This is a genomic window from Cellulomonas sp. (assembly GCF_017744555.1).
Classification (GTDB): Bacteria; Actinomycetota; Actinomycetes; order Actinomycetales; family Cellulomonadaceae; genus Cellulomonas.
Genome location: NZ_JAGIBD010000017.1, coordinates 1 through 24,824 on the forward strand (window position 1 = coordinate 1; position 24,824 = coordinate 24,824).

Sequence of the window (24,824 nt, forward strand, 5' to 3'; positions counted from 1 at the left end):
GCCTCAAGCTGCGACGCCAGCATCTCGACCGCCTCGTCCAGCCGACCGGTCTCGAGCAACTCGACCAGCGGGTCTACCTGTGCGGGGTCGAAGATCATGGCCGGGACGATATCCGTGCCGGCCCGGTGATGATCGCGACATCGCCGTCAGGGCCGCTGGTGCGCGACCCCGAACATCGCCGGGGACCACCGCCGGTATCCCTCCACGAGCGTGACCCGGTCGGCGGAGGCCTCCTCGACGTCCGTCCAGTGCACGAGGAACGACCCCCGGTGCCGCCACCGCAGGTACCGGGCGAGCAGGGCGGGGGCGCGCAGGCCGGTGCGTTCGTAGCCGAGGAACGACGTCCCGGTCCGGGGGCTGACGAGCAGCCCGTGCACGCGCGGCGCGGCGAGCGGCCCCTCGACCGGCCCGTCGAGCACGAGCCGCACGTCCACGACGAACCCGAGCGGCCGACCGGCGGGGTCGACGACGGGGGAGTCGAGCAGGTCACCGAGGATCATGGCGGCCTCCCGGGATGCGTCCGATCACGCGGTCGCGGACCCAGCGCTCGAGCCACAGCACGTCGAGGGAGTCGCCGTGGACGCCGAGGCGGATCGTGGTGCCGACGTCGGTCACGTGCCGCCAGTCGACGCGGTGCAGGCGGGACGCGGGTGGACGGCCGCCGAACACGCGGGTGACGGACACCGGACCGTAGAGCAGGCCGGTGACGAGCACGGTGTCGGTGCCGCGCAGGGACGTCGACCCGTGCGGGCCGATCTCGAGGTCGTCGACGGTGGAGACGGGCACGCCGTCGACGTCGAGCGTCTGGCGGTCGAGCAGGTGCAGCCGCGCGTCGAGGACCAGCCCGGCGGGCCGAGGGGGTTCGGGCAGGGTCTCGTCGGGCGGGAACGGCCGTGCCGAGCGTCGGATGCGCGGGCTCATGATCCTGCTCCCGTCACGATCATCAGCGGGATCGCCGCGACGGACGCGACGACGATGACGACGAGGTAGACGAGCCCGAGGGCGTTCGTCGCGCGGCCGTTGACGTGCTCGCCCATGTACTCGGGGTCGTTCGCGACGAGCAGGATCGGCAGGTACGTGAGTGGCAGGGCGACGGCCGAGAACACCACGGAGAACTCGGTGACCCGGATGGGGTCGACGCTCGTCATGAGCACCGCCACCGCGACCAGCATCGCGATGATCATCGAGAGGTGGAACCTGGCGGCCTGGGCGGGCCGGCGGAACTTGCCCCACGACCAGCCGAAGTACTGCGCGAGCGTGTACCCGCTGGACAGGCCGGTCTCGAGGGCAGCGCCGAACGTCGCGGCGACGATCCCGACGATGACGACAGCCAGGGCGAGCTTGCCGCCGGCGAGGGCGACGGGCAGCACGATCTGCGACAACGACGACACCTCGATCGCCTGCGGCAGGAAGACGATCGCGCCGCACGCGGCGATGGCCACGGACAGCACCCCGCCGAACGGGAAGCCGACCATGACGTTGAGCCGGGACTCGGCGATGTCCTTCGCGGTCCACCGCTCCTCGCGGGCGCCCGACGAGAAGAAGAACACCTCGTAGGGCGTCATCGCGGCGCCGAACAGTGCGATCGCGTAGTACCAGTACGACGCGGCGCCCTCCTGCGCGGGCACCGTGGGGGACAGCGCCTGCTCGGCGAGCGCCGACCAGTCCGGGCCGAGCTGGAAGACCGCGACGGCGAACACCACCAGCGAGAGCCCGACCAGCCCGGTGACGTTCTCCATGATCTTGAACTTCGCGCGCCAGATGACGAGCCACACCGCCAGCGCGGCCACCGGGATCCAGAGCCTCGGCTCGACGCTGCTGGCGAGCTGCAGTGCGAGCGCGATGCCGCCGACCTCCGCGGTGAGCGTGAGCAGGTTGATGAGGAACGACGCGACGAGGTTGGCGCCGGCCGTGCGGGGGCCGAGGCGCTCGCGGATGATCTCGAACGTCGCCCGCCCGCTCACGGCTGCGACCCGCCCGGACATCTGGGCGAACAGGCAGATGCCGACGACGCCGACGAGCACGGCCCACGCGAGCGTGAGACCGAACCGGGACCCGACGACGGCGTTGGTGACGAGGTCCCCGATGTCGAGGAAGCCGCCGATGGCGGTGAGGATGCCGAGGGCGACGCCGAGCAGCCGCTTCATCGGCCCGCCGCCGCGTCGAGCCGGGTGCCGAGGTCGTCGAGCCGCTGCGCGCTGGCGTCGAGGTCGGCACGCACGGTGGCGGGGTCGCCGACGCCGTTCGCCCAGTCGCGCGCCCGCGCCACCGCACCGGAGGCCTCGTCGACCGCGTCGAGGGCCTCGTCGCGCCACGCGGCGGCCCGGGCGCCGCCCGGCACGAGCGTGGTGATCGCGAACGTCGCGTCGGAGAGCACGTGCACGGAGTCGTCCATGGTGGTGTCGACGACGGTCGCGGGCGCCCGGTCGGTGCGCAGCAGGCGGGCGGCGACCCGGGTCGTCTGGACCGCGGACGTGGCCTCGGCGACCGCGTCGCCGAGCGTCCCTGCGTCGGACCCGGGCGTCGCCGACGAGCCCACCGCGCAGCCGCTGACCAGGGCGAGCGCGGCGAGCGCGGGGACGACCCGGGTCCGCAGCATGGACGCATCGTCCTGCCCGACCCCGGTTCTCGCACCAGGAACGGACCGACCCGGACCCCGGATGCGCAGGTCGCGGACCGGTGCCAGCGTGGGGCGGGTGACGAGCGCACCCCGACCGCCCACCGCGAGACCGACGAGCCGCACGGGGGCGCGCCGATGAGGGTCGTCGTCGTCGGTGCGAGCGGGAACGTCGGGACCGCGCTGCTGCGGCGGTTCGCGACCGACCCGTCCGTGACGTCCGTGGTCGGGGTCGCCCGGCGCGTACCCCGAGGGCTGCCGCCGCTGCCGTACCGGGTGGCGTCGTGGGTCTCGTGCGACCTCGGCGAGGCGGTGCCGGACGACGTCGTCGTCACGCGTCTCACCGAGGTGTTCACCGGGGCGGACGCCGTCGTGCACCTCGCGTGGGCGATCCAGCCGAGCCACGACCGCCGTCGGCTGTTCGACGTCAACGTGTCGGGCACCCGCCGGGTCCTCGCCGCCGTCGTGCGCGCCGGCGTGCCGCACGTGGTGGCGGCGTCGTCGGTGGGGGCGTACTCGCCGGCGCCCGACGACGTGCCGCGTGGGGAGGGATGGCCGACCGACGGCGTCCGGTCGTCGTCGTACTCGGTCCACAAAGCCGCGCAGGAACGGCTCCTCGACGAGGCCGAGGCGACCCACCCGAGCCTCGTCGTCGCCCGGCTGCGACCCGCGCTCGTGTTCCAGCGGGAGGCCGGCCACGAGATCGCCCGGTACTTCCTCGGGCCGTTGGTGCCGAAGCGACTGCTCGACGGCCGGCTGCCCGTCCTGCCGTGGCCGGAGGGACTGCGGCTGCAGACCGTGCACGCGGACGACCTCGCGGAGGCCTACCGGGAAGCGGTCGTGCGGCAGGTGCGGGGCGCGTTCAACATCGCCGCACCCGGCGTGCTGCGCGGCGAGGACGTGGCCGACGTCGTCGGCGCGGGAGCCGTGCGGGAGGTCCGGCCCGGCACGGTGCGTGCCGCTCTCGCGACAGCCTGGCATGCGCGCGTGGTGCCGGTCGGGCCGGGCTGGCTCGACATGGCCCTCGCCGCGCCGGTGCTCGACACCGCACGCGCCGAGCGCGAGCTCGACTGGCGTCCCCGCGTGAGCGCCGCAGACGCGCTGCACGACGTCGTCGACGGGATCGTCGCGGGCGACGGCACCGCGAGCCCGCCGCTGCTGCCACGACGGCTGCACCGGCCGTGACGCACGCCTTGACCCGCAGGGCATAGTCGTCGCATGGCTGACCCGACCCCCGCCGACCGGCACGTCTACGGCGACCCGCACGCCCCGGTGACGGTGCTCGAGTACGGCGACCTCGAGTGCCCGTACTGCCGCGCCGCGTCCCCGGTGCTCCGCGAGCTCGTCGACACCTCGGCCGGCCGCGTCCGCCTCGTGTGGCGGCACTTCCCCCTGTTCGAGGTGCACCCGCACGCGCTCACGGCGGCGCTCGCCGCGGAGGCGGCCGCCGCGCACGGGCTGTTCTGGGAGATGCGCGACGAGCTCATGAGCCACCAGGACCGGCTGACGGAGCGCGACCTGCGGGCTGCGGCTCGCGCGCTCGGGATCGACCCCGACGAGGTCGCCGGCGACGGTGCGCAGCGGTTCGCCCGAGCGGTGCAGGACGACTACGCAGCGGGTGTCGCGGCGGGCGTGACGGGGACCCCGACGATCTTCGTCGGCGGCGTGCGGTACACGGGCCGGCCCGACCTGCGCCGGCTGCGCGAGGCCGTCGACCAGGCGGTCGCGGCCACGGCCTGATGCGGCACGATGGGCCGATGACGTCACCGACCCCGCGGACCGCACTCGTCACCGGCGCCGGGCGGGGGATCGGCCGCGGCGTCGCCCTGGGACTCGCCGCCGCCGGGTACGCGGTCGGGCTCGTCGGACGGACCCGCAGCCACCTGGACGCCGTCGCCGAGGAGGTCGCGGCGACCGGTGTGCCCGTGGCCGTCGCCGCCGCGGACCTCGTCGACGTCACCGCGGTCGCCGACGCCGTCGCGCGCGTCGACACGGACCTGGGCGGCATCGGGCTGCTCGTCAACAACGCGGGCGTGCTGGAGCACGCCGAGGTGCCGTTCGGCGACGACGACGTCGAGGACATGTGGCGGGTCGTCGAGACGAACGTGCGCGGGCCGATGCTCGTCACGCACGCCGTGCTGCCCGCGATGCTGGCCCGCGGCGGCGGCCGGGTGCTCAACATGAACTCGGGGTCGGGCCACAACCGCGGCACGTCGTACACCGGGTACGGCATCAGCAAGGGCGCGCTCGCCCGGTTCACCACGTTGCTCGACGCCCAGTACCGCGACCGCGGCGTCCGCGTGCTCGACCTCGCTCCCGGCGTCGTCGTGACCGACATGACCAGCGGCATGCCTGTGCACGCCGACCGCACCGAGTGGACGCCCGTCGAGGCGGTCGCCGAGCTCGTGGTCGCCTTCGGTGACGGCGAGCTCGACGAGCTCTCCGGCCGGTTCGTCCGGGCCGGCGCCGACACCGTCGCGTCGCTGCGCGCGGCCGCCGGCCGGATCGCCGAGCAGGACGCGCGCCGCCTCCGCCTGACCACCTACGGCCCCGACGACCCGATGGCCTGACGCCGACGGCGCACGCTGGCGCGACTGCCGGTGTCGCGCCACCATCGGTCGATGGACCTGTCGCCGATCAGGTACGAGTACCACCTGCGGTGCGCGCCGGGCCCGGCGTTCGACGCGTACGTCCAGGAGATCGGCCGCTGGTGGCACCCGGACTACTCGCCCGACCCTGCCGGCTTCGTCGGCGCGACGATCGAGCCGTGGGTCGGCGGGCGGCTGCTGCTCGAGGACGCGACCCGCGGGGCGCTGCCGTGGGGCGAGGTCCTCGAGGTGGACGCCGCCGCGAGGCTGGTGCACTCGTCGACGCTCGGCCAGACGCGCGAGCACCCGTCGCGCATCACGGTGACCTTCCGGGCGGACGCCGAGGGCGGCACGGTCATGACGTTCGAGCACGGCGGCTGGTCGCAGGAGAACGGCGCCGACCGCGGGAAGTTCACCGAGTGGCCGCGGATCCTCGACCGGTACGCGGCGCTCGCCGACGGCGTCTGAGGGTCGCTCAGGCCGGCGACCGCCACGGCAGCGGTGGCAGCGCGGGCGGCGGACCGACCGACGCGGGCGAGCACAGGGGCAGCTTCTCGCCGAGCCACCGCAGCAGCACCGACCCGAGCACGGCCGCGGTGAGCGACCCGGCGAGCACGCCGATCTTCGCCTGGGACAGCTGCGCGGGGTCGTCGAACGCGAGCTGCGCGATGAACAGCGAGATCGTGAACCCGATCCCCGCGAGCACCGCGCCGCCGAGCAGGTGGCCGTACCGCACCCGTCCGGGCAGCTCGCCGAGGCCCAGCCGGATCGCGAGCGTCGAGGCACCTGTGATGCCGATCGCGTTGCCGAGCACGAGCGCGACGGCCACGCCGATGCTGAGCCGCGAGTGGAGCGCCGCGCCGAGGGTCTCGGCGTCGAGTCGGATGCCCGCGTTGGCCAGGCCGAACAGCGGGACGACGACGAACGCGCTCCACGGGTGCAGCACGCGCTGCAGCCGGTCGCTCGTCGGGACCGCGGCCCGTGCGGCGAGCTCGGCGAGGTGCTCGCGCTCGGCGGTCGTGTCGTCGACCAGGTCGCCCGCGTAGACCGGCACGGCCTCGACCTGCTCGCGCTGCGGCACGGTCGCGGGGACGAGCAGCCCCACGAGCACACCGGCGAGCGTCGCGTGCACGCCCGACGCCTGCACGGCGAGCCACAGCACGATCCCGGCCACCACGTACGGCGCGAGCTGCCACACCCGCAGCCACCGCATGACGAGCATCCCGGCCACGACGACGCCCGCGAGGGCCAGCGCCAGCGGGTCGACGTCGTCCGTGTAGAACACGGCCATCACGGTGATCGCACCGATGTCGTCGACGATCGCGAGGGTCAGCAGGAACAGCCGCAGCCGGTCCGGGCACGCCGGCCCGAACAGGGCGAGGATGCCGACGAGGAACGCGGTGTCGGTCGACATGACGACGCCCCAGCCGTGCGCCGCGTCGGTGCCCCCGTTGAACGCCAGGTAGATGAGCACCGGCACGAGCAGCCCGCCGAGGGCGCCCAGCGCGGGGACGGCGACCGTCCGTTTGTCGCGCAGCTCACCGCTCGTGGCCTCGCGGCTGATCTCCAGGCCGACGACCGCGAAGAAGATCGCCATCGCCGCGTCGTTGACCCAGTGCTGCAGGTCGAGGTCCAGGCTCCAGCCACCGACGTGCAGACCCGCGGTCGTGGTCCAGAGGTCGTCGTACGCGGCGCTCCAGGGCGAGTTCGCCCAGACGAGCGCGACGACGGTCGCGGACAGCAGCACGACCGCGGAGCCGGCCTCTGTCGCGAGGAAGTCCCGCACGGCGGGGTTGAGGCCGGGGACGCGGACGCGCAGCGCCGGTCCGGGGGTCATGGGGGGCGCGGCCATGCGGTCCAACGTCGCAGGTCAGTGGCCCGGGTGCAACGCCGGTTCGCGGCCGGCTGACAGAGCGGTCAGAGATGCTTCTCCGGGTCGCCGCGCAGCTCCGCCACGTGGTCCGGCACGTAGGTCGACAGCTCGCGGGGCGGCCGCACGTACCCGTTCGAGGCTGCGGGCCGATCCGGCAGGACGACCTTCTCGTGCGGCACGTCGGTGTAGGGGATGGTCGACAGCAGGTGGCTGATCATGTTGAGTCGGGCCGCCTTCTTCACGTCCGACTCGACGATGTACCAGGGGCTCGCCGGCACGTCGGTGTGCACGAGCATCTCGTCCTTGGCCCGCGAGTACTCCTCCCACCGGCTGATCGACTCGAGGTCCATCGGGCTCAGCTTCCACTGCCGCACGGGGTCGTTGAGCCGCGACCGGAACCGGCGGAGCTGCTCCTCGTCGGACACCGAGAACCAGTACTTGCGCAGCAGGATCCCGTCCTCGACGAGCATCTGCTCGAAGATCGGCGTCTGCCGCATGAACTGGCTGTACTCCTGCGGCGTGCAGAAGCCCATGACCCGCTCGACGCCTGCGCGGTTGTACCAGGACCGGTCGAACAGCACGATCTCGCCCGCCGCCGGCAGGTGGGCCACGTACCGCTGGTAGTACCACTCGGTCTTCTGGCGCTCGGTCGGCGTCGGCAGCGCGGCGATGCGTGCGACGCGGGGGGAGAGGTACTCGGTGATCCGCTTGATCGTGCCGCCCTTGCCGGCGGCGTCGCGGCCCTCGAACAGGATGACGATGCGTGCGCCCGTGGCCTGCGCCCACAGCTGGACCTTCACGAGCTCGGCCTGGAGGCGGAACAGCTCGGCCTCGTAGACCTTGTTGGAGATCTTGGGGGTGTCCTGCTTCTTGTCCTTGTGCGCCTTCGCCATGAGCGGACGTTACCGCTGGTGGGGTGGTTGCGCGGCTGGAGGGCGGATCTCCGCGTGAGCGGATGAGGAGAGTGTTTCGAGGCGCAGATGCGGGCTAAGATCCCCGTTCGTGACGCACTATCGGATCAGCGAGGCCGCGGCGCTCCTGGGCGTCAGCGACGACACGCTCCGCCGGTGGGTCGACGCGGGCACGCTGGCCGCCGGCGTGGACGAGTCGGGGCGCCAGGTCGTCGACGGGGCCGACCTCGCCGCGGTCGCCGTCGAGCGCGCCCGGACCCCGGACGACACCGACGCGGGCCGCACGTCCGCGCGCAACCGGTTCACGGGGATCGTGACCGCCCTGACGCTCGACACCGTGATGGCGCAGGTCGAGCTGCAGTGCGGGCCGTACCGGGTGGTCTCGCTCATGTCGAGCGAGGCGGTCCGCGAGCTCGGGCTCGAGGTCGGGTCCCGTGCGACGGCCGTGGTCAAGGCGACGACGGTGCTGGTCGAGACCCCGAGGGGGCACCGATGAGGCGCGCCACGACCCGGCGAGCCGCGACGGTCGGGACGCTCGCGCTCGCGGCCGTCCTCGCGCTCGTGGCATGCAGCGACGGCACGGACGGGCCGGCCGACGCCTCGACGTCGACCGGGTCTGCCGAGCCGGAGCTGACCGGTGACCTCACGGTGTTCGCCGCGGCGTCGCTGCAGGCGGCGTTCGACGAGCTCGCGACGACGTTCATGGAGCAGCACCCGAGCGTGCAGGTGGCACCCGTGACGTACGACGGCTCGTCCACGCTCGCCACGCAGCTCGTCGAGGGCGCGTCCGCGGACGTGCTGGCGACGGCCGACGAGAAGAGCATGGCGACGGTCGTCGACGCGGGGCTAGTCGAGGGGGCGCCGACGGTGTTCACGACGAACACGCTGCAGATCGTCGTCCCCGCGAGGAACCCTCGGCACGTGCGGTCGCTCGCGGACCTCGCGACCCTCGCGTCGTCGGGCGGGATCGTCGTGCTGTGCGCGCCCGAGGTGCCGTGCGGGTCCGCCGCCCACAAGGCCCTCGACACTGCCGGCGTGACGTTCACGCCCGGGAGCGAGGAGCAGAACGTCAAAGCCGTGCTCACGAAGGTGCAGACGGGCGACGCGGACGCGGGCATCGTCTACCGGACGGACGTGCTCGGCGCCGGCGACGCCGTCGAGGGTGTCGACTTCGCGGAGGCCGCGTCCGCCGTCAACGCGTACCCGATCGCGTTGCTCGCAGAGCCGACGCGCACGCACGGCGACGACGTCGCGCAGGCGTTCGTCGACCTCGTGCTCTCCGACGAAGGGCAGCAGGTGCTCGCCGACCACGGGTTCGTCAGCCCGTGAGCGAGCCGCGGGACCGGCACGGCGTCCCGCGCCTGCTGTGGGCGCCGGCCGGGCTCGCGCTCGGGCTGCTCGTGCTGCCGATCGTCGCGCTGCTCGTGCGGGCGGACTGGCGGTCGCTGCCGGCGGACGTGACGTCGGCGGCGGCCGTGTCCGCGCTGACGCTGTCGCTCGTGACGTCGACGCTCGCGACCGCCGTGTGCCTCGTGCTCGGGGTGCCGCTCGCCGTGGTGATGGCCCGGTCGCGGGGGTGGACGTCCGACGTGCTGCGCGCGCTCGTCACCCTGCCGCTCGTGCTGCCGCCCACCGTCGGCGGCATCGCGCTGCTGTTCCTGCTCGGGCGGCGCGGGCTCGTCGGGCAGACGCTCGACCTGTGGTTCGGCATCCGCCTGCCGTTCACCACGACCGCGGTCGTCATCGCGCAGGCGTTCGTCGCGATGCCGTTCCTGGTGCTCGGCGTCGAGGGCGCCCTGCGGACCGCAGGCACCCGGTTCGAGACGGTCGCCGCGACGCTCGGCGCCGGCCGGTGGACCGTGCTGCGGCGCATCACGCTGCCGCTCGTCCTGCCCAGCCTCGTGTCCGGGACGGTCCTGTGCTTCGCACGGGCGCTCGGCGAGTTCGGCGCGACCGCCCTGTTCGCCGGCAACACCCCGGGCGTCACGCGGACCATGCCGCTCGCGATCTACTCGGCGTTCAACGGCGCCGGCGTCAGCCAGGGCACCGCCGTCGCGCTGTCGCTGCTGCTCGTCGCGGCCGCCGCCGCAGTGCTCCTCGCCGCGCGGGCCTGGCGACCGGGGAACGCGACGTGAGCCTCGAGGTCGACGTGCGCGTACGCCGCGGGGTGTTCGCGCTCGACGTCGCCCTGACCGCAGGCCCGGGCAAGATCGTCGCGGTGCTCGGGCCGAACGGTGCCGGGAAGTCGACGCTGCTCGACGTGATCGGCGGGCTGCTGCTGCCCGTCTCCGGGTCGGTGCGCGTGGGGTCTCGGGTGCTGACCACCGTCGGCGCCGAGGGCCGCGTGCACGTGCGGCCCGACCGGCGGTCCGTCGGCCTGCTCGGCCAGGACCCGCTCGTGTTCCCGCACCTGGACGCCCGGGAGAACGTCGCGTTCGGGCCGCGCGCGGCGGGGTCGGCGGCCGCCGCGGCCCGGACGTCGGCCGACGCGTGGCTCACCGCCGTCGGGCTCGACGGGCTGGGCGACCGCCGCCCCCGCGCGCTGTCCGGCGGTCAGCGGCAGCGCGTCGCCCTCGCCCGCGCGCTCGCCGCCGAGCCCGCCGCGCTGCTGCTCGACGAGCCGTTCGCGCAGCTCGACGTCCGCACCGCCGCCGAGCTCCGCGACGTCGTGCGCGACCAGGTCCGCCGCACGCAGACGCCGACCGTGCTCGTCACGCACTCCGTGCTCGACGCCCTGACGCTCGCCGACGAGGTCGTCGTGCTCGATCACGGGACCGTCGTCGAGCGTGGCCACCCGCTCGACGTCCTCACCGACCCGGCCCACCCGTTCACCGCGGCGCTTGCCGGCGTCAACCTCGTGGTCGGCGAGATCGCCGCCGGCCCCGTGCTGGCCGGACCTGACGGGCTGCGGCTCCCGTGCCGCACCGAGCTGCCCGTGGGAACGCCCGCACAGGCGTCGTTCGCGCCGACCGCGGTGTCGGTGGCCGAGCCCGACGCCGACGACCTGGTGTGGACCTCGCACGTCGTCGACCTGGAGACGGGGACCACGGGCGTGCGCGTCCGGACCACGGGGGACGTGCTCGTCGACCTGGCTCCCACGCTGGTCGGGCGGGTCGACCTGCAGGTCGGAGCCCCTGTGCGGCTCGCGGTGCCCGCGTCGGCCGTGCGGGTGCGGCGGCGCGCGTAGCCGCGTCTTCTCACAGACACCCCGGGCACTCAGTGCGCGAAAGGTTCCACCCGCGCAACGCCGCGGACCGGCCCGTCGAAACATCTGCTCCCTAGCGTCGCCGATGTCCGAGCCCCACCCGATCTGCCGGAGGTCCCCATGGCGACACCGCTCGTGACCGCCGACGCCACCGCGGCGTCCCCCCTCGTCGGCGCGCCAGCGCCGGGCCAGCTCACCACCCGTCCCGGCCGCTGGATCGACGGCTGGAACCCCGAGGACGAGGGCCAGTGGTCCTCCGTCGGCAAGCCCATCGCCCGCCGCAACCTCGGGCTGTCCGTGTTCGCCGAGTTCCTGGGCTTCGGCGTCTGGGCGCTGTGGAGCATCGTCGTGCCGCAGCTCGCGTCGGCGGGCTTCGCCCTCACGGTCGACCAGTCGTTCTGGCTCATCGCGGTGCCGATCCTCGTCGGTGCCACGCTGCGCATCCCGTACACGTTCGCCGTCCCGGTCTTCGGCGGCCGCAACTGGACGATCATCTCGGCGCTGCTGCTGCTGGTCCCGACGATCTCGCTCGCCATCGTCGTGCAGAACCCCGACACGTCGTTCGGGGTGCTGCTCGGGATCGCGGCGCTCGCAGGCCTCGGCGGCGGCAACTTCGCGTCGTCCATGGCGAACATCTCGTTCTTCTACCCGGAGAAGGAGAAGGGCCGCGCGCTCGGCTTCAACGCGGCCGGCGGCAACATCGGGACCGCCGCCGTGCAGATCGCCGTGCCGCTCGTCATCGTCGGGGCCGCCGGCGTGCAGCTCGAACGGGCCGGGCTCATGTTCGTCCCGTTCGTCCTCATCGCCGCGCTGCTGGCCTGGCGGTTCATGGACAACCTGTCGAACGCGAAGTCCGACCCGCGCTCGTACGGTGCCGCCACCCGCGTCAAGCACACGTGGATCATCTCGTTCGTCTACATCGGCACGTTCGGCTCGTTCATCGGCTTCGCCGGGGCGTTCCCGACGCTGCTGAAGAACCAGTTCCCCGAGATCACGCTGTCCGTCGCGTTCCTCGGCGCGCTCGTCGGGTCGTTCGCCCGGCCCCTCGGTGGCGCCCTCGCCGACAAGCTCGGCGGCGCCCGCGTGACGATCGGTGCGTTCACGGTCATGGGCATCGGCACGGTCTGCGCGATCTTCGCCCTGCGCGCCCACTCGTTCGGCGGGTTCCTCGCGTCGTTCCTCGTGCTGTTCGTCGCGACCGGTGCGGGGAACGGCTCGGTGTACCGGATGATCCCCGCGGTGTTCCGGCACGGCGCGACCGACGACGAGGACAAGGCCCGGCGCGCCAAGGCTGCGGCCGGCTGCCTCGGGATCGCCGGGGCGATCGGGGCGTTCGGCGGGTTCCTCATCCCGCGCGGCTTCGCTGTCTCGACGACGGCGACGGGCAACATCCAGGCGGCGCTGTGGGTGATCGTCGGGCTCTACGTCGTGATGTCGCTGACCGTGTGGGCCGTGTACCAGCGGCGCGGCTCTGCGTTCGGGTCCACCGTCATCTGACGGCTCCAGCCCGACGACGCGGCGGCACCCCGAGCAGGGGGTGCCGCCGCGTCGTCGTGCCGACGGCCCCGCCGAGCGGCGTCGACTCAGCGCCTGCGTCTCAGCGCACCGTCACGCGCACGTCGTCGTACCCGGTGGCGCCGTCCGGGACCTCGCCCTGGGCGACGCCCGTCTGCGGCCCGTCCGGGTCGAACGCCCGGACGTACAGCGTGTGGTCGCCGCTCGGCGCGTCGGGCCACGTCCAGGACCACTGCCGCCACGAGTCGATGCCACCGTCGGCCGCGAGGGTCACGTCGTTCCACGCGCCGTCGTCGACCCGCACCTGCACGCGCGTGATCCCACGGTGCTGCGCCCACGACGTCCCGGCGACGACCACGTCCCCGGCGTCGACGGTCGTCCCGGTGCGGGGGACCTCGATGCGGGACTGCGTCTTGACGGGCCCTCGTTCCGACCAGCCGCGGTCGGTCCAGTAGGCCGTCGCGTCGGCGAACCGGGTGACCTCGAGGTCGACGACCCACTTCGTCGCCGACACGTACCCGTACAGCCCCGGCACCACCATCCGCACGGGGAAGCCGTGCTCGATGGGCAGCGGCTCGCCGTCCATCCCGACCGCGAGCAGCGCGTCGCGTCCGTCGGTCAAGGCTTCCAGGGGCGTCGACGCCGTGAACCCGTCGGCGCTCGTCGAGAGCACCATGTCCGCGTCGGCGTGCGGCTGCGCGCGGGCCATGACCTGCTGCAACGGCAGCCCGAGCCACTTCTGGTTGCCGATGAGGTCGCCGCCGACGGGGTTGGAGACGCAGCACAGCGTGACCCACGCCTCGACGAGGTCGCTGGCGAGCAGCTCGTCCCACGTCATCGTGAAGGGGTTGTCGACCAGGCCGTGGACCGTGAGCGTCCACGTGTCCGGGTCCACCTGCGGGACGACGAGGGCGGTGTCGATCCGGTAGAACTCCGGCGGCGGCGTCTCCCACGGCTGCACGCCGTCGACGTCGACCTGCACCCCGGCGGGGACCGGCGGCGCGGACGTGGCGGCGGACGGCAGCCGGATCGCGGCCCGGGCCGTCGTCGCGCCGCGCGTCGCGGCCGTGAGCGCCCGCCCGACGAGCACCGCGACGAACCCCGCACCTGCCGCGACGGCCCCGGCCTGCAGGAACCCGCGCCGCGTGGCGCCCGTGCGGGTGGCCGCCGTGCGGGCGGCCTTCTCGTCGGGTGCAGGGATGCGGCGGACCAGCTCGCGCAGCGTCAGCAGCCCCGCGATCGTGCCGATCACGCTCGGTGCTCCCGCCAGCACGCCCGCGTCAGGTCTGCCCGTGGCGGCGAGCGCGGCGACGGCACCGAGCAGGACGACGAGCGTCGCGCCCCACGCCCACCGACGCGCCGCGAGGATGCCGGCGAGCGCGCACAGCCCCGCCACCACGAGCACCTCGCCGAGTCGCAGGACCGCCTTGTCGTTCGTGCCGAACGTCGACGTCGCGAAGTCCTTCAGCCACGCCGGCGTCGCGTCGACGAACGCCGCCCCGACCGCGTTGAGCGGGTCCGACGACGGCCCCGTGAAGATCGCGACGAGGGACCCCACGCCCACCGTCACGAGACCCGCGGCGAGACCGGCGAGCGCAGACAGCCAGGTCCAGGTCCGCCGTGTCATGCCGCTCCGCTCCTGTGTGCTCGTCATCGGGGCCGATCCTGCACCCTCATGCTGAGGAACATCCCGTCCCGGCCGAGCGATTCCGGTGACGGCAACCTGACGGTCGAGACCGGTGACGGCCCACCCGGGTCGGTCGAGGGGTGGGCTGTCACCGCTCACGCGGTACTCACCCAGGTGCCGGGGCTCGGATCAGAGAGCGGGCGAGCCGATCGAGGCGGGGACGTTCGCCGCGTGGCCGGCGTCCCGGAGCGCCTGCCGCACGCGCTCGGCGGCCGCGTCGAGGTCGGCGGCCGGGACGTCGGTCCGGGCGTTCCGGAACGACAGGCTCGCCTCGTCCCACGCAGGCAGCACGTGCAGGTGCAGGTGCGGCACCTCGAACCCGGCGACCAGGAGCGCCGCCCGGGGTGCGTCCCACGCGCTCTGCTGCGCCTGCCCGATGACCTTCGCGACGCGGGTCAGGTGGGCGAGCAGGTCGTCGGACGCGTCGGTGAGCTGGACGACCTCGTCGCGCGGGACGACGAGCGTGTGCCCGTCGGTGATGGGGGCGATGGTCGCGAACGCGACCGCCACGTCGTCGGCCCAGACGAACCGGCCGGGGATCTCGCCGTCGATGATCTTGGTGAAGAGCGTGGCCATGCGGCCAGGTTATCGGTGTGCCGCGACGGGTCCCGGCGGTCCTACGACAGCCAGGGATCGATCAGGGGGACACCCAGCAGATCGAAGTCCGCTGTGTTGCGGGTCGCGAGAGAGGCACCGCGTGCGGCACACGTCGCGGCGATCATCCCGTCCTCGGTCGGGAGCGGCCGTCCTGCCTGGCGACGTCGCGTCTGCATGACGGAGTAGTGGCGCGCAGCCGTCTCGTCGTACGGCAGGACGCTTCCGCGGAAGTCCACGAGGGTGCGCTCGATCAGCTCGACGAGCAGGGTACGTCGGCGTCCGTCCGGCAGCGCGAGGGCACCCGTCAGCAGCTCTCCGGCGCTGACCGACGTGATCGCGGCCGGCTCGCGGAGGCCGTCGAGCCAGGCGAGGACCCGCTCGTCGGGACGTTGCTTGAGTGGTTCGGACAGGACGTTGGTGTCGAGGACGATCAATCGAGATCGACCTCACGGGGCGCGGAGCGGGCGGGGAGCGGGATCTCGGGCCCGCGCAGCTCGGCCGCGGCCGTGAGCCACGACTCGACGAGGCTGTCGCCCGAGACTGCCGCACTCAGGATCGCCCGGGCCTCGGCCTCCATCGACCGGTTGTGGTGGGCGGCTCGCACCTTGAGCCGTCGTTGGATCTCGGGGTCCAGGTTCCTGACCGTGATCGTCGACATGTCAGCCCTCCCGCGTCTCGTCTGCCAGCGATGCTAGCGGTGCTGGCAGCAGCCACGCCATGGGCCGGATCCGGAATCCATCCGAGCCTCACGGTCTCAGCGATGTCCCGTCAGGAGGTCGCCCCCGACACCGGGGCACCGCGTAGGGCGTCCTTCAGCTTGATCCGGCCGCCCGAGTGCAGCACCGCGTTCGAGTACACGCGCCCCGCGAACCAGACGAGCACCGGGATGAGGGCCAGGCACAGGGCCGCGGCGAGCAGCACCTCCCACAGCGCGGCGGCGTCGAGGGCGATGCGGATCGGCATGAGGAACGGCGAGAAGAACGGGATGTACGACAGCCACCGGATCAGCGGGTTGTCGGGGTCCCAGGGCGCGATCGAGATCCCGATGATGTACGGGATGATCATCAGCCCGATCACGGGCGAGATGACGGACCCGACGTCCTCCTGACGGGACACGAGCGAGGCGAGCGCGGCGAGGACCAGCGCGTACATCGCGAACCCGATCGCGAACCACAGCACGGCCCATACGGCCGTGACACCGAGATCGAGCGACGACGAGTCGACGAGCCCGAACGCGAGCGCGGTCGCGACGCCGGAGCCGACGACCGCGACGATCTGGATGAGCCCGATGACGCCGATGCCGAGCACCTTGCCGGCCATGAGCTGCCAGGGCCGGACGGTCGCGAGCAGCAGCTCGACGACGCGGCTGGACTTCTCCTCGACGACGCCCTGAGCGACGAGCTGTCCAGCGGTCATGAGCGAGATGAACAGCAGGATCCCGGCGATGTAGCCGGCGATGATCTGGGCACCGTCCACGGACGGGTCGGGTTCGAGCGACGTGACCTGAGGCTCGGCGGACGCGATGTCGGCCGCGACGGAGGCGGGGTCGCCGCCGAGGTCGGTGACGGCCGACCCGAGGGCGAGCTGCTGCGCGAGCGGGCCGAACACGGCCGAGCCAGTGTCGCCGAGGCTCTGCTTGACGACGACGGTGAGCTCGGGCGACGTCGACGTGACGAGCGCGTCGAGGTCGCCCGACTTCACGAGGTCACGGCCGGCCGCCTCCGACTCGACCTCCTGCGTCTCGACCGGCACGCCGACGGCCTTGCCGGTCGCGACGAGCTGGTCGGCGACCCCGGCGGCTGCCGACGTGAGCCCGACCTGCTGCGGGGGAGTCTCGCGGTCGGCGAGCAGCCCGGCCGCGACGCCGCCGAGGACGACGGCGGCGACGAGCGCGACCGTGGTCCAGATGAACGCCTTCGACGTCAGGCGGAACCGGATCTCGCGGCCGGCGATCATGCGGATCGCCGCGCCGGAGCTGATGGCGAGCGGGTTCCCGGCGCTCATGCCGACACCTCCTCGAGGTCGGCGGCGGGCGTGGCCTCGGTCGTGACGACGTGCCGGTACAGCTCGACGAGCGTCGGCCGCTTGCGGGCGAACTCGCGCACCGGCCCGGCGGCGAGCGCGGCCCGCAGGAGCTCCTGGTCGACGTCGGCGGGCGCCGACGTCCCCACCGCGACGACGGTCCGGGCACCGTCCGCCGACACCACGCGCGCGGCAGGAACGGCGGACGCGAACGACGCGGGTGGACCGTCGACCACCCACTCCCGCTCGTCTGTCTGCCGCAGCTCGTCGATCCCGCCGACGGCGACCATCGACCCGGACCGCACGATCCCGACCCGGTCGCAGAGCCGTTCGACGAGCTCGAGCTGGTGCGACGAGAACAGCACGGGCACCCCGCGGTCGGCCTGGTCGCGCAGCACGGCGCTCATGACGTCGACCGCGACGGGGTCGAGCCCGGAGAACGGCTCGTCGAGCACCAGGATCTCCGGGTCGTGCACGAGCGCCGCGGCGAGCTGCACGCGCTGCTGGTTGCCGAGCGACAGCTTGAGCACCTCGTCGCCCCGACGCTCCTCGACGCCGAGCGTCTCGGTCCACCGTTCCATCGACCGGCGCGCGGCCGCGGCGTCCATGCCGTGCAGGCGGGCCAGGTAGACGAGCTGGTCGGCGACCTTCATCCGCGGGTACAGGCCGCGCTCCTCGGGCATGTACCCGATGCGGCGCCGCACGGCGTGGTCGACGACGCGGCCGTCCCACGTGACCGTGCCCGCGTCGGCGGCGAGCACGCCGACGGCGATCCGCATGGTCGTGGACTTGCCGGCGCCGTTCGAGCCGACGAACCCGAAGATCTCGCCGCCGCGCACGTCGAACGTCATGTCCCGCAGGGCGCGCACGGTGCCGTAGGACTTCTCGAGGGAGGAGATGCTGAGGACGGTCACGCGATCGATCCAACCAAAGAGGACACGGTGAGCGACATCGTTCTTCAGGACCGTTCCTGGACGAGCTTCTGGAGGGCCAGCACGGTCCTCCAGTTTCGGGCGGTGCCGACCCGGCCGGCGGCCTTGGACAGCACGGGCAGGGTGAGCTTGGACCGGCCGATCCCGTCGGGGTAGTACGCGTAGGTCTCCCGTCCGTGCCAGATCACGGACTCGTTCCCGTACACCGACGCGTCGAACGTGCGGATCGACGCGACGTCGGGCACGCCGTCCCAGCAGCACACGACGAGGTGCGACGGGTCGGACTCCGCCTGCGCGGGGAACGGGAGCGCCCGCACGACGAGCTCCCACTCGGTGGCGCTGCGTGCGATCACGGGTACGTCGAACCCGAGCTCGGACTCGAAGGCGGCCGACAGCCCGGCGGCCACGTCGTCCGGGGCCGCCCCGCCGGCGGGCACCAGCACGAGGTTCCCGCTGTTCACGTAGGTCGTCACCTCGGTGTGCCCCAACGACTCCGCGACCGAGCGAAGCTCCGCCGACCTCACGGTCCGGCCACCGACGTTCACGGCCCTGAGCAGGGCGACCACGGCACTCATGGGCCCCACCGTGCCAGCCAGCACCCACACCGCCGCGGCTCACACGCCCATCGCGCGGGATGTGCGGACAACGTTCCTTCGGGGTAACGGACCCGCGACACCGCGCGAAACACGCGCTTCCTACCGTCGGTCTTGCCCTCGTCCCCGACTGACCGGAGCCACCCATGGATCCCCGTCACCTCGTCGTCGTCGGCGGCGGCATGGTCGCCCAGCGGCTCGTCGAAGCCCTGCGCGACCGCGACACCGCCGGCACCTGGCGGATCACCGTGCTCGCCGAGGAGCCGCGCCGGCCCTACGACCGCGTCGCCCTCACGAGCTACTTCAGCGGCAGGGACCCCGAGGACCTCGAGCTCGGCGACGCCGACCTCTGGCGCGACCCGCTCGTCCGCCTGGTCCGCGACGACAAGGTGACGCACATCGACCGCGAGGCGCGCACGGTGACCGCCGCGTCGGGCCGCACGTACTGCTACGACCACCTGGTCCTCGCCACCGGGTCGTACGCGTGGGTGCCGCCGACGGAGGGCGCGGACCTGCCCGGCGTGTTCGTCTACCGCACGATCGACGACGTCGCCGCGCTGCGCGGGTACGTCGAGAAGCTCCAGTCCGACCTGCGCCGCCCGGTCCGCGGTGCGGTGCTCGGCGGCGGTCTGCTCGGCCTCGAGGCGGCGGGGGCGCTGCACGCGCTCGGTGCGCAGGCGACGGTGCTGCAGGTCGGCACGCACCTCATGGACACGCAGCTCGACCTCGGCGGCGGCGAGGCGCTGCGGCGGCTCATCAACAACATCGGCGTGGGCGTCCGCGTCAACGCGATGACGGTGCGGATCCGTCCGCACCGGCGGGGCGGGGTCGGCCGGCTCGACCTCGCCGACGGCGGCCGGGTGGACGCCGACGTGGTGGTCGTGGCCGCGGGCGTGCGGCCGCGCGACGAGCTCGCACGCGCCGCCGGGCTGGGGATCGGCCCGCGCGGCGGCGTGGTCGTGGACGACACCTGCCTGACGGACGACCCCGACGTGTCGGCGGTCGGAGAGGTCGCGTGCATCCAGGGCGCCTGCATCGGGCTCGTCGCCCCCGGCTACGCGATGGCCGAGGTCACCGCGGACCGCCTGCTCGGCGGCGCGGCGGAGTTCCCCGGCGCGGACACCGCGACGAAGCTCAAGCTCGCGGGCGTCGACGTCGCGTCCTTCGGCGACGCGTTCGGGCGGACCGAGGGTGCGCTGGAGCTCGTGTGGGCCGACCCGGTGAACGGCGTCTACAAGAAGCTCGTGATGTCGGACGACGCGCGCACGCTGCTCGGCGGCGTGCTCGTGGGCGACGCGTCCGCCTACGCGAGCCTGCGGCCCATGCTCGGTCGCGAGCTGCCCGGCGACCCGGCGGTGTTCTTGCTGCCCGAGGGCGGCGGCGGGGGAGCGCCGGACCTCGAGCTGCCCGACGACGCGGGCGTCTGCTCGTGCAACAACGTGTCCGCCGGCACCATCCGCGGCGCGGTCACCGAGCACGGCTGCACCGACGTCGGGGCCGTCAAGGCGTGCACCAAGGCCGGCACGAGCTGCGGGTCGTGCCTCCCGCTCGTCAAGAAGCTCGTCACCACCGAGCTCACCAAGCAGGGCATCACCGTCAGCTCGGCGCTGTGCGAGCACTTCGCGCTGTCCCGCGCCCAGCTCTACGACGCCGTCCGGGTCGCGGGCCTGCGCAGCTTCACGGAGGTCGTCGAGCGGTTCGGCACGGGCCGCGGCTGCGACATCTGCAAGCCCGCGGTCGCGTCCATCCTCGCGACGACGGCCCCCGCGCACGTGCTCGACGGCGAGCGGGCCGCGCTGCAGGACACCAACGACCACGTCATGGCGAACCTGCAGAAGGACGGCTCGTACTCGGTGGTCCCGCGCATCCCCGGGGGCGAGGTGACCCCGGAGGGGCTCATCGCGATCGGCGAGGTCGCGAAGGACTACGGCCTCTACACCAAGATCACCGGCGGCCAGCGGATTGACCTGTTCGGCGCCCGCATCGACCAGCTCCCGCTCATCTGGCAGCGGCTCGTCGACGCCGGCTTCGAGTCGGGGCACGCGTACGGCAAGTCGCTGCGGACCGTGAAGTCGTGCGTCGGCTCCACGTGGTGCCGGTTCGGCGTGCAGGACTCGGTGGCGCTCGCCGTGCTGCTCGAGCTGCGGTACCGGGGGCTGCGCTCGCCGCACAAGCTCAAGCTCGGCGTCTCCGGGTGCGCCCGCGAGTGTGCGGAGGCCCGCGGCAAGGACGTCGGCGTCATCGCGACCGACAGGGGCTGGAACCTGTACGTGGGCGGCAACGGCGGCTTCACGCCGCGGCACGCGCAGCTGCTCGCGGAGGACCTGTCCACCGAGGACCTCATCACCGCGATCGACCGGTTCCTCCTGTACTACATCCGCACCGCCGACCGTCTGCAGCGCACCGCGCCGTGGGTCGAGGAGGTCGACGGCGGGCTCGACGGCGTCCGGGCGGTCGTCATGGAGGACTCGCTCGGCATCGCCGCGGACCTCGACGCGCAGATGGCGCAGCACGTCGAGCAGTACGAGGACGAGTGGCGCGCGACGCTCGAGGACCCCGAGAAGCTGCGGCGGTTCGCGTCGTTCGTCAACGCCCCCGAGGTGCCCGACCCGTCCCTGGCCTACGTCCCCGAGCGGGGCCAGGCACGACCTGCCACACCCGACGAGCGTGCCGCGGCCGGCCGCGGCGAGCCCGTGCTCGTCGCCGGATCGACGCTGGAGGTGCGGTCATGACCGTTCTCGACACCCAGAAGACCACGTGGACCGCGGTGTGCCGGGTCGACGACCTCGCGCCCGAGCGCGGTGCCGCGGCGCTGCTGGACGGCCAGCAGGTCGCGCTGTTCCGGCTGGTCGACGGGCGCGTGCTCGCGGTCGACCAGCACGACCCGTACAGCGACGCCTACGTCATGTCGCGCGGGATCGTCGGCTCCCGCACGGTCGACGGCGTCGAGGTCGCCACGGTCGCGTCGCCCATGTACAAGCAGGTGTTCGACCTCGTCACGGGCGTGTGCCTCGACGCCGCGGGCAAGACGCCGGTGGCCGGCGCGTCCGGCGACCTCACCGTGTGGCCCGTCCGGGTCAGCGACGGCGTCGTCGAGGTGGGGACCCCGTGACGACGATGCTCGGGCTCGACCTCACGGGCCGCCCGGTGCTCGTGGTCGGCGGCGGTCCGGTCGCGGCTCGCCGGGTGCAGGGACTGCTCGCCGACGCGGCGCGCGTGGTCGTCGTCGCGCCACAGCTGTGCGAGGTGCTGCTCGACCTGCACCGGTGGGGACTGGTCGAGTGGCGTGCCCGCGAGGTCGTCGAGAGCGACGTGGACGGCGTGTGGCTCGTGCACACCGCGACCGGGGACCGCGCGACCGACGCCGCCGTGGGGGAGTGGGCAGCGGCGCGCCGCACGTTCTGTGTGGACGCCGGGTCCGGAGCGGCCGGCACGGCCCGCACGCCCGCGACGACCCGCAGCGGCGACGTGCTCGTCGGCGTCGTCTCGACAGGCGCCCCCGACCCGCGGCGCACCGCGGCGGTGCGGGACGCGCTATCCGACGTGCTCCACGAGGGCGACCTGGACCTGCGCGCGCGGCGGCCGCGCCCTGCCGGTGAGGGCCGCGTGGTGCTCGTCGGCGGCGGCCCGGGCGACCCGTCGCTCATGACGGTCGCGGCCCGCCGGGCGCTCGCGCAGGCCGACGTCGTCGTCGCGGACCGGCTCGGCCCGGTGGAGGTCCTCGACTCGTTGCCGGCCGACGTCGAGGTGATCGACGTCGGCAAGACCCCCGGTCACCACCCCGTGCCGCAGGACGAGATCAACCGGATCCTTGTCGAGCAGGCGCAGCGCGGGCGGTTCGTCGTGCGGCTCAAGGGCGGCGACCCGTTCCTGTACGGCCGCGGCGGCGAGGAGGTGATCGCGTGCCGTGAGGCCGGGGTGCCCGTGGAGGTCGTCCCAGGTGTGAGCAGCGCGTTCGCCGCGCCCGCGGCCGCCGGGATCCCGCTGACCCACCGCGGCACCGTCGGCGCCGTGCACGTGATGAACGGGCACGACGGCTGGTCGTCCGCCGCGCTCACGGGCCTGCGCGACGCGTCGTGCACGGTCGTCGTGCTCATGGGTGTCGCGGTGCTGACCGACCTGACGGCGGAGGCCGCCGCGGCCGGCGTCGACCCGTCGACCCCGGCCGCCGTCGTCGAGAACGGCACGCTCTCGACCCAGCGCGTCACGCGTGCGCCGCTCGGCGAGATCGCCGCGCGGGCCGCCGAGGTCGGCGTCCGTGCGCCGGCCGTGGTGGTGCTCGGCCGGGTCGCGGCGGAAGGTCTGCTCGACGGGATCGGTGGCGCCGACGCACTCGCGCCACAGACGCACGACACAATGACCTCGTGAGCGACCCCATCGACCAGACGCTTGCCGGGTGCGTCGTCCTCATCACGGCCGACCGCCGGTCCGCCGAGCTCGCCGCTGCCCTGACCAGGCGCGGCGCCTCGGTGCGGCACGCGCCGGCCCTCGGCATGGTCCCGCACACCGACGACGCGGCCCTGATCGAGGGCACGCGCGCGCTGCTCGCCGACCCCCCCGACACGGTCGTCGTCACGACCGGGATCGGGTTCCGCGGCTGGATCGAGGCCGCCGACGCGGTGGGCCTCGCCGAGCAGCTGGTGGACACTCTGAAGGGCACGCGGATCGTCGCGCGGGGCCCCAAGGCACGAGGCGCCATCCAGGCCGCCGGGCTCACGGCCGACTGGGTCGCCGAGTCGGAGACGAGCGCCGAGATCGCGGAGGTCCTGCTCGACGACGGGGTCGCCGGCCTGAAGATCGCCGTGCAGCACCACGGTGCCGGAGCGGACGGGCTCGACGAGGCGTTCGCCGCCGCGGGAGCGACCGTGCGCAGCCTCGTCGTCTACCGCTGGGGCCCTCCGCCCGACCCGGCCGTCGTCACCGCGTCCGTCAAGGCGGTGGCCGCCGGCGAGGTCGACGCCGTCGTGTTCACGTCCGCTCCCGGTGCCGCCGCGTGGCTCGCCGCCGCCGACGACGCCGGTGTCACCGACCGGATCGTCGACCTCGCGCAGTCGGGCCACGTCGTGATGGCCGCCGTCGGTCCCGTGACCGCCCGGCCGCTCCTCGACCGCCACATCGAGCCGCTCGTCCCCGACCGGGGTCGGCTCGGGTCGCTCGTCCGCTCGCTCGTCGCGCACTACGGAGGGCTGCAGGCGCTCAGCACCGTCGCGGGGCCGCTGCAGGTGTTCCGCGGCGCGGCCGTGCTCGACGGCCACGTGCTCCCGCTGACGCCGTCCGGCCTGGAGGTGCTGCGCCTGCTCGCGTCGGCGCAGGGGTCGGTCGTGCCCCGCGACCAGGTGCTGCAGGTGCTGCCCGGCGACTCCCGCGACCCCCACGCGGCCGAGGTCGCGATCGCGCGGCTGCGCGACGCGACGGGGAGCCGCGAGCTCATCAAGACGGTCGTGAAGCGCGGGTACCGCCTCGAGCTCGAGCACACCGCATGACGAACGCGATGCACGCCGCCCCGCCGGCGCCCGCTCTCGTCGGCTGCTCGCACGGCACCGGCAACCACGACGGGCGTGCGGCGATCCGGTCGATCGTCGACGGCGTCCGGTCCCGCCGGCCCGAGCTCACCGTGCGCGAGGCGTTCGTCGACGTCCAGCAGCCCGAGGTCGCGGACGTCGTCCGGGACACGCTCGGCGACGGGGCCCCCGGTGTGGTCGTCGTGCCGCTGCTGCTGTCCGTCGGCTTCCACGTGAAGGTCGACATCGCGGCCGCGGTCGACCTGCCGTCCGCCGAGGCGTCCGCCCCGCTCGGCCCGGACGACCGTCTCGTCGAGATCCTCGCCGACCGGCTCGCGGCCGCGGGTCTGCGCGACGGCGACGTCGTGGTGCTCGCCGCCGCCGGGTCGAGCGACGCGGCCGCCGCGCTCGCGGTCGAGGCCGTCGCCGCCGGCTTGTCCGACACGCTCGACCAGCCCGTCACGATCGGCTACGGCGCGGGGGCCGAGCCGCGAGTACCTGCCGCCGTCGCCGCCGCCCGCGAGGGGCTCACGGGTGACGGACGGGTGGTGGTCGCGTCGTACCTGCTGGCGCCGGGCTTCTTCCACGACCGGGTGCTCGAGGCGGGGGCCGACGTGGTCACCGACCCGCTCGCCCCCGACGAGAGGCTCGTCGACATCGTCCTCGACCGGTACGACGCCGTCGCTCCCGGGCTGCCTCGGCGCGACTAGCGGGCGAGCCGTCGTCGCAGGTCCCGGTCGTCTGAAGCGTTTCGGCAGGCTCGGTCCGTGGACATGGGCTTGC

The 24,824-nt window shown here is 73.8% G+C and carries 27 protein-coding genes; 14 read left to right on the top strand and 13 right to left on the bottom strand.

Translation table 11 applies throughout. The features are described from left to right. Positions 1–146: 146 nt before the first annotated feature. From J7523_RS12205 to J7523_RS12220, 4 genes are read right to left on the bottom strand one after another with little or no spacing between them, the layout of a single operon-like run. Positions 147–500, bottom strand: coding sequence for a PRC-barrel domain containing protein (locus tag J7523_RS12205; protein WP_291886747.1), 354 nt, complete (start codon positions 498–500; stop codon positions 147–149). Then, entirely contained in the window at positions 487–921 is a 435-nt protein-coding gene (locus J7523_RS12210; RefSeq protein WP_291886749.1) for a hypothetical protein, read from the bottom strand. The genes J7523_RS12205 and J7523_RS12210 overlap by 14 nt, the downstream gene beginning before the upstream one ends. Next, a complete protein-coding gene (locus J7523_RS12215) occupies positions 918–2,147 on the bottom strand; it encodes a divalent metal cation transporter (protein ID WP_291886752.1) in 1,230 nt (409 codons plus the stop codon). Before J7523_RS12215 ends, J7523_RS12210 begins: the two co-directional genes overlap by 4 nt. Continuing rightward, a complete protein-coding gene (locus J7523_RS12220; protein ID WP_291886755.1) occupies positions 2,144–2,599 on the bottom strand; it encodes a hypothetical protein in 456 nt (151 codons plus the stop codon). The genes J7523_RS12215 and J7523_RS12220 overlap by 4 nt, the downstream gene beginning before the upstream one ends. A gap of 156 nt (positions 2,600–2,755) precedes the next feature. On the opposite strand from J7523_RS12220, the gene J7523_RS12225 reads away from it, so the two are divergent. From J7523_RS12225 to J7523_RS12240, 4 genes are read left to right on the top strand one after another with little or no spacing between them, the layout of a single operon-like run. Next, positions 2,756–3,802, top strand: a complete 1,047-nt coding sequence (locus J7523_RS12225) for an NAD-dependent epimerase/dehydratase family protein (protein ID WP_291886758.1) — start codon at positions 2,756–2,758, stop codon at positions 3,800–3,802. A gap of 33 nt (positions 3,803–3,835) precedes the next feature. Beyond that, positions 3,836–4,357: a DsbA family protein gene (locus J7523_RS12230; protein WP_291886761.1), complete on the top strand. Its 522-nt coding sequence runs from the start codon at positions 3,836–3,838 to the stop codon at positions 4,355–4,357. Positions 4,358–4,374: 17 nt separating this feature from the next. Then, positions 4,375–5,187, top strand: coding sequence for an SDR family NAD(P)-dependent oxidoreductase (locus J7523_RS12235; protein ID WP_291886763.1), 813 nt, complete (start codon positions 4,375–4,377; stop codon positions 5,185–5,187). 51 nt (positions 5,188–5,238) lie between these two features. Then, positions 5,239–5,673, top strand: a complete 435-nt coding sequence (locus J7523_RS12240; RefSeq protein WP_291886766.1) for an SRPBCC domain-containing protein — start codon at positions 5,239–5,241, stop codon at positions 5,671–5,673. 7 nt (positions 5,674–5,680) lie between these two features. Here the strand turns inward: J7523_RS12240 and nhaA are convergent, their stop codons facing one another. Continuing rightward, positions 5,681–7,057, bottom strand: coding sequence for a Na+/H+ antiporter NhaA (nhaA, locus tag J7523_RS12245; RefSeq protein ID WP_291886769.1), 1,377 nt, complete (start codon positions 7,055–7,057; stop codon positions 5,681–5,683). A 65-nt stretch (positions 7,058–7,122) separates the two neighbouring features. Continuing rightward, positions 7,123–7,971, bottom strand: a complete 849-nt coding sequence (gene ppk2 / locus J7523_RS12250; protein ID WP_291886772.1) for a polyphosphate kinase 2 — start codon at positions 7,969–7,971, stop codon at positions 7,123–7,125. 109 nt (positions 7,972–8,080) lie between these two features. Between ppk2 and J7523_RS12255 the strand changes: the two genes are divergently transcribed. The 5 genes from J7523_RS12255 (at position 8,081) to J7523_RS12275 (ending at position 12,691) form a co-directional block, all read left to right on the top strand. Next, complete coding sequence (locus J7523_RS12255; RefSeq protein WP_291886775.1) at positions 8,081–8,485, top strand: helix-turn-helix transcriptional regulator; 405 nt, start codon at positions 8,081–8,083, stop codon at positions 8,483–8,485. Further along, complete coding sequence (modA, locus tag J7523_RS12260; protein WP_291886778.1) at positions 8,482–9,318, top strand: molybdate ABC transporter substrate-binding protein; 837 nt, start codon at positions 8,482–8,484, stop codon at positions 9,316–9,318. Before J7523_RS12255 ends, modA begins: the two co-directional genes overlap by 4 nt. Then, positions 9,315–10,124 (top strand): ABC transporter permease, encoded by an 810-nt coding sequence (locus J7523_RS12265; protein WP_291886781.1) that lies wholly within the window; start codon positions 9,315–9,317, stop codon positions 10,122–10,124. The genes modA and J7523_RS12265 overlap by 4 nt, the downstream gene beginning before the upstream one ends. After that, on the top strand, positions 10,121–11,176 hold the full coding sequence (locus tag J7523_RS12270; protein ID WP_291886784.1) for an ABC transporter ATP-binding protein: 1,056 nt from the start codon (positions 10,121–10,123) through the stop codon (positions 11,174–11,176). The genes J7523_RS12265 and J7523_RS12270 overlap by 4 nt, the downstream gene beginning before the upstream one ends. 138 nt (positions 11,177–11,314) lie before the next feature. Beyond that, the gene (locus J7523_RS12275) at positions 11,315–12,691 is read left to right on the top strand and encodes a nitrate/nitrite transporter (protein ID WP_291886786.1); all 1,377 of its coding nucleotides are present in this window, start codon (positions 11,315–11,317) and stop codon (positions 12,689–12,691) included. A gap of 100 nt (positions 12,692–12,791) precedes the next feature. On the opposite strand, the gene J7523_RS12280 is transcribed toward J7523_RS12275, so the two are convergent. From J7523_RS12280 to J7523_RS12310, 7 genes are all read right to left on the bottom strand, one after another. Next, positions 12,792–14,363 (bottom strand): molybdopterin-dependent oxidoreductase, encoded by a 1,572-nt coding sequence (locus J7523_RS12280; RefSeq protein ID WP_291886788.1) that lies wholly within the window; start codon positions 14,361–14,363, stop codon positions 12,792–12,794. Between the two features lie 162 nt (positions 14,364–14,525). Further along, on the bottom strand, positions 14,526–14,972 hold the full coding sequence (locus J7523_RS12285) for an HIT family protein (protein WP_291886790.1): 447 nt from the start codon (positions 14,970–14,972) through the stop codon (positions 14,526–14,528). 41 nt (positions 14,973–15,013) lie between these two features. Further along, the gene (locus J7523_RS12290; RefSeq protein ID WP_291886792.1) at positions 15,014–15,427 is read right to left on the bottom strand and encodes a type II toxin-antitoxin system VapC family toxin; all 414 of its coding nucleotides are present in this window, start codon (positions 15,425–15,427) and stop codon (positions 15,014–15,016) included. Continuing rightward, positions 15,424–15,651 carry a hypothetical protein gene (locus tag J7523_RS12295; protein ID WP_291886796.1) on the bottom strand — a complete coding sequence of 76 codons (228 nt, stop codon included), beginning with the start codon at positions 15,649–15,651 and terminating at the stop codon, positions 15,424–15,426. The genes J7523_RS12290 and J7523_RS12295 overlap by 4 nt, the downstream gene beginning before the upstream one ends. 110 nt (positions 15,652–15,761) lie before the next feature. Next, entirely contained in the window at positions 15,762–16,997 is a 1,236-nt protein-coding gene (locus J7523_RS12300; protein WP_291886798.1) for an ABC transporter permease, read from the bottom strand. Then, positions 16,994–17,929: an ATP-binding cassette domain-containing protein gene (locus tag J7523_RS12305; protein ID WP_291886801.1), complete on the bottom strand. Its 936-nt coding sequence runs from the start codon at positions 17,927–17,929 to the stop codon at positions 16,994–16,996. Before J7523_RS12305 ends, J7523_RS12300 begins: the two co-directional genes overlap by 4 nt. Positions 17,930–17,973: 44 nt before the next feature. After that, positions 17,974–18,522, bottom strand: a complete 549-nt coding sequence (locus tag J7523_RS12310) for a DUF1697 domain-containing protein (RefSeq protein ID WP_291886804.1) — start codon at positions 18,520–18,522, stop codon at positions 17,974–17,976. 164 nt (positions 18,523–18,686) lie between these two features. On the opposite strand from J7523_RS12310, the gene nirB reads away from it, so the two are divergent. Genes nirB through J7523_RS12335 form a run of 5 tightly spaced genes read left to right on the top strand, consistent with a single transcriptional unit; the run spans position 18,687 to position 24,751 of the window. Beyond that, positions 18,687–21,272 (top strand): nitrite reductase large subunit NirB, encoded by a 2,586-nt coding sequence (gene nirB, locus J7523_RS12315; protein ID WP_291886806.1) that lies wholly within the window; start codon positions 18,687–18,689, stop codon positions 21,270–21,272. Beyond that, entirely contained in the window at positions 21,269–21,652 is a 384-nt protein-coding gene (gene nirD, locus J7523_RS12320; RefSeq protein ID WP_291886808.1) for a nitrite reductase small subunit NirD, read from the top strand. Before nirB ends, nirD begins: the two co-directional genes overlap by 4 nt. Then, on the top strand, positions 21,649–22,908 hold the full coding sequence (gene cobA, locus J7523_RS12325; protein ID WP_291886810.1) for a uroporphyrinogen-III C-methyltransferase: 1,260 nt from the start codon (positions 21,649–21,651) through the stop codon (positions 22,906–22,908). Before nirD ends, cobA begins: the two co-directional genes overlap by 4 nt. Continuing rightward, positions 22,905–24,023: a uroporphyrinogen-III synthase gene (locus tag J7523_RS12330; protein ID WP_291886813.1), complete on the top strand. Its 1,119-nt coding sequence runs from the start codon at positions 22,905–22,907 to the stop codon at positions 24,021–24,023. The genes cobA and J7523_RS12330 overlap by 4 nt, the downstream gene beginning before the upstream one ends. After that, positions 24,020–24,751, top strand: a complete 732-nt coding sequence (locus tag J7523_RS12335) for a CbiX/SirB N-terminal domain-containing protein (protein WP_291886816.1) — start codon at positions 24,020–24,022, stop codon at positions 24,749–24,751. The genes J7523_RS12330 and J7523_RS12335 overlap by 4 nt, the downstream gene beginning before the upstream one ends. Positions 24,752–24,824: the final 73 nt, after the last annotated feature.

Coding starts and splice junctions, on each gene's coding strand:
- J7523_RS12215 (WP_291886752.1), bottom strand. CDS start 2,147: ATGAAGCGGCTGCTCGGCGTCGCCCTCGGCATCCTCACCGCCATCGGC.
- modA (WP_291886778.1), top strand. CDS start 8,482: ATGAGGCGCGCCACGACCCGGCGAGCCGCGACGGTCGGGACGCTCGCG.
- J7523_RS12235 (WP_291886763.1), top strand. CDS start 4,375: ATGACGTCACCGACCCCGCGGACCGCACTCGTCACCGGCGCCGGGCGG.
- J7523_RS12335 (WP_291886816.1), top strand. CDS start 24,020: ATGACGAACGCGATGCACGCCGCCCCGCCGGCGCCCGCTCTCGTCGGC.
- J7523_RS12230 (WP_291886761.1), top strand. CDS start 3,836: ATGGCTGACCCGACCCCCGCCGACCGGCACGTCTACGGCGACCCGCAC.
- J7523_RS12280 (WP_291886788.1), bottom strand. CDS start 14,363: ATGACGAGCACACAGGAGCGGAGCGGCATGACACGGCGGACCTGGACC.
- nirD (WP_291886808.1), top strand. CDS start 21,269: ATGACCGTTCTCGACACCCAGAAGACCACGTGGACCGCGGTGTGCCGG.
- nhaA (WP_291886769.1), bottom strand. CDS start 7,057: ATGGCCGCGCCCCCCATGACCCCCGGACCGGCGCTGCGCGTCCGCGTC.
- J7523_RS12300 (WP_291886798.1), bottom strand. CDS start 16,997: ATGAGCGCCGGGAACCCGCTCGCCATCAGCTCCGGCGCGGCGATCCGC.
- J7523_RS12220 (WP_291886755.1), bottom strand. CDS start 2,599: ATGCTGCGGACCCGGGTCGTCCCCGCGCTCGCCGCGCTCGCCCTGGTC.
- J7523_RS12225 (WP_291886758.1), top strand. CDS start 2,756: ATGAGGGTCGTCGTCGTCGGTGCGAGCGGGAACGTCGGGACCGCGCTG.
- J7523_RS12310 (WP_291886804.1), bottom strand. CDS start 18,522: ATGAGTGCCGTGGTCGCCCTGCTCAGGGCCGTGAACGTCGGTGGCCGG.
- J7523_RS12210 (WP_291886749.1), bottom strand. CDS start 921: ATGAGCCCGCGCATCCGACGCTCGGCACGGCCGTTCCCGCCCGACGAG.
- ppk2 (WP_291886772.1), bottom strand. CDS start 7,971: ATGGCGAAGGCGCACAAGGACAAGAAGCAGGACACCCCCAAGATCTCC.
- J7523_RS12205 (WP_291886747.1), bottom strand. CDS start 500: ATGATCCTCGGTGACCTGCTCGACTCCCCCGTCGTCGACCCCGCCGGT.
- nirB (WP_291886806.1), top strand. CDS start 18,687: ATGGATCCCCGTCACCTCGTCGTCGTCGGCGGCGGCATGGTCGCCCAG.
- J7523_RS12285 (WP_291886790.1), bottom strand. CDS start 14,972: ATGGCCACGCTCTTCACCAAGATCATCGACGGCGAGATCCCCGGCCGG.
- J7523_RS12295 (WP_291886796.1), bottom strand. CDS start 15,651: ATGTCGACGATCACGGTCAGGAACCTGGACCCCGAGATCCAACGACGG.
- J7523_RS12240 (WP_291886766.1), top strand. CDS start 5,239: ATGGACCTGTCGCCGATCAGGTACGAGTACCACCTGCGGTGCGCGCCG.
- J7523_RS12275 (WP_291886786.1), top strand. CDS start 11,315: ATGGCGACACCGCTCGTGACCGCCGACGCCACCGCGGCGTCCCCCCTC.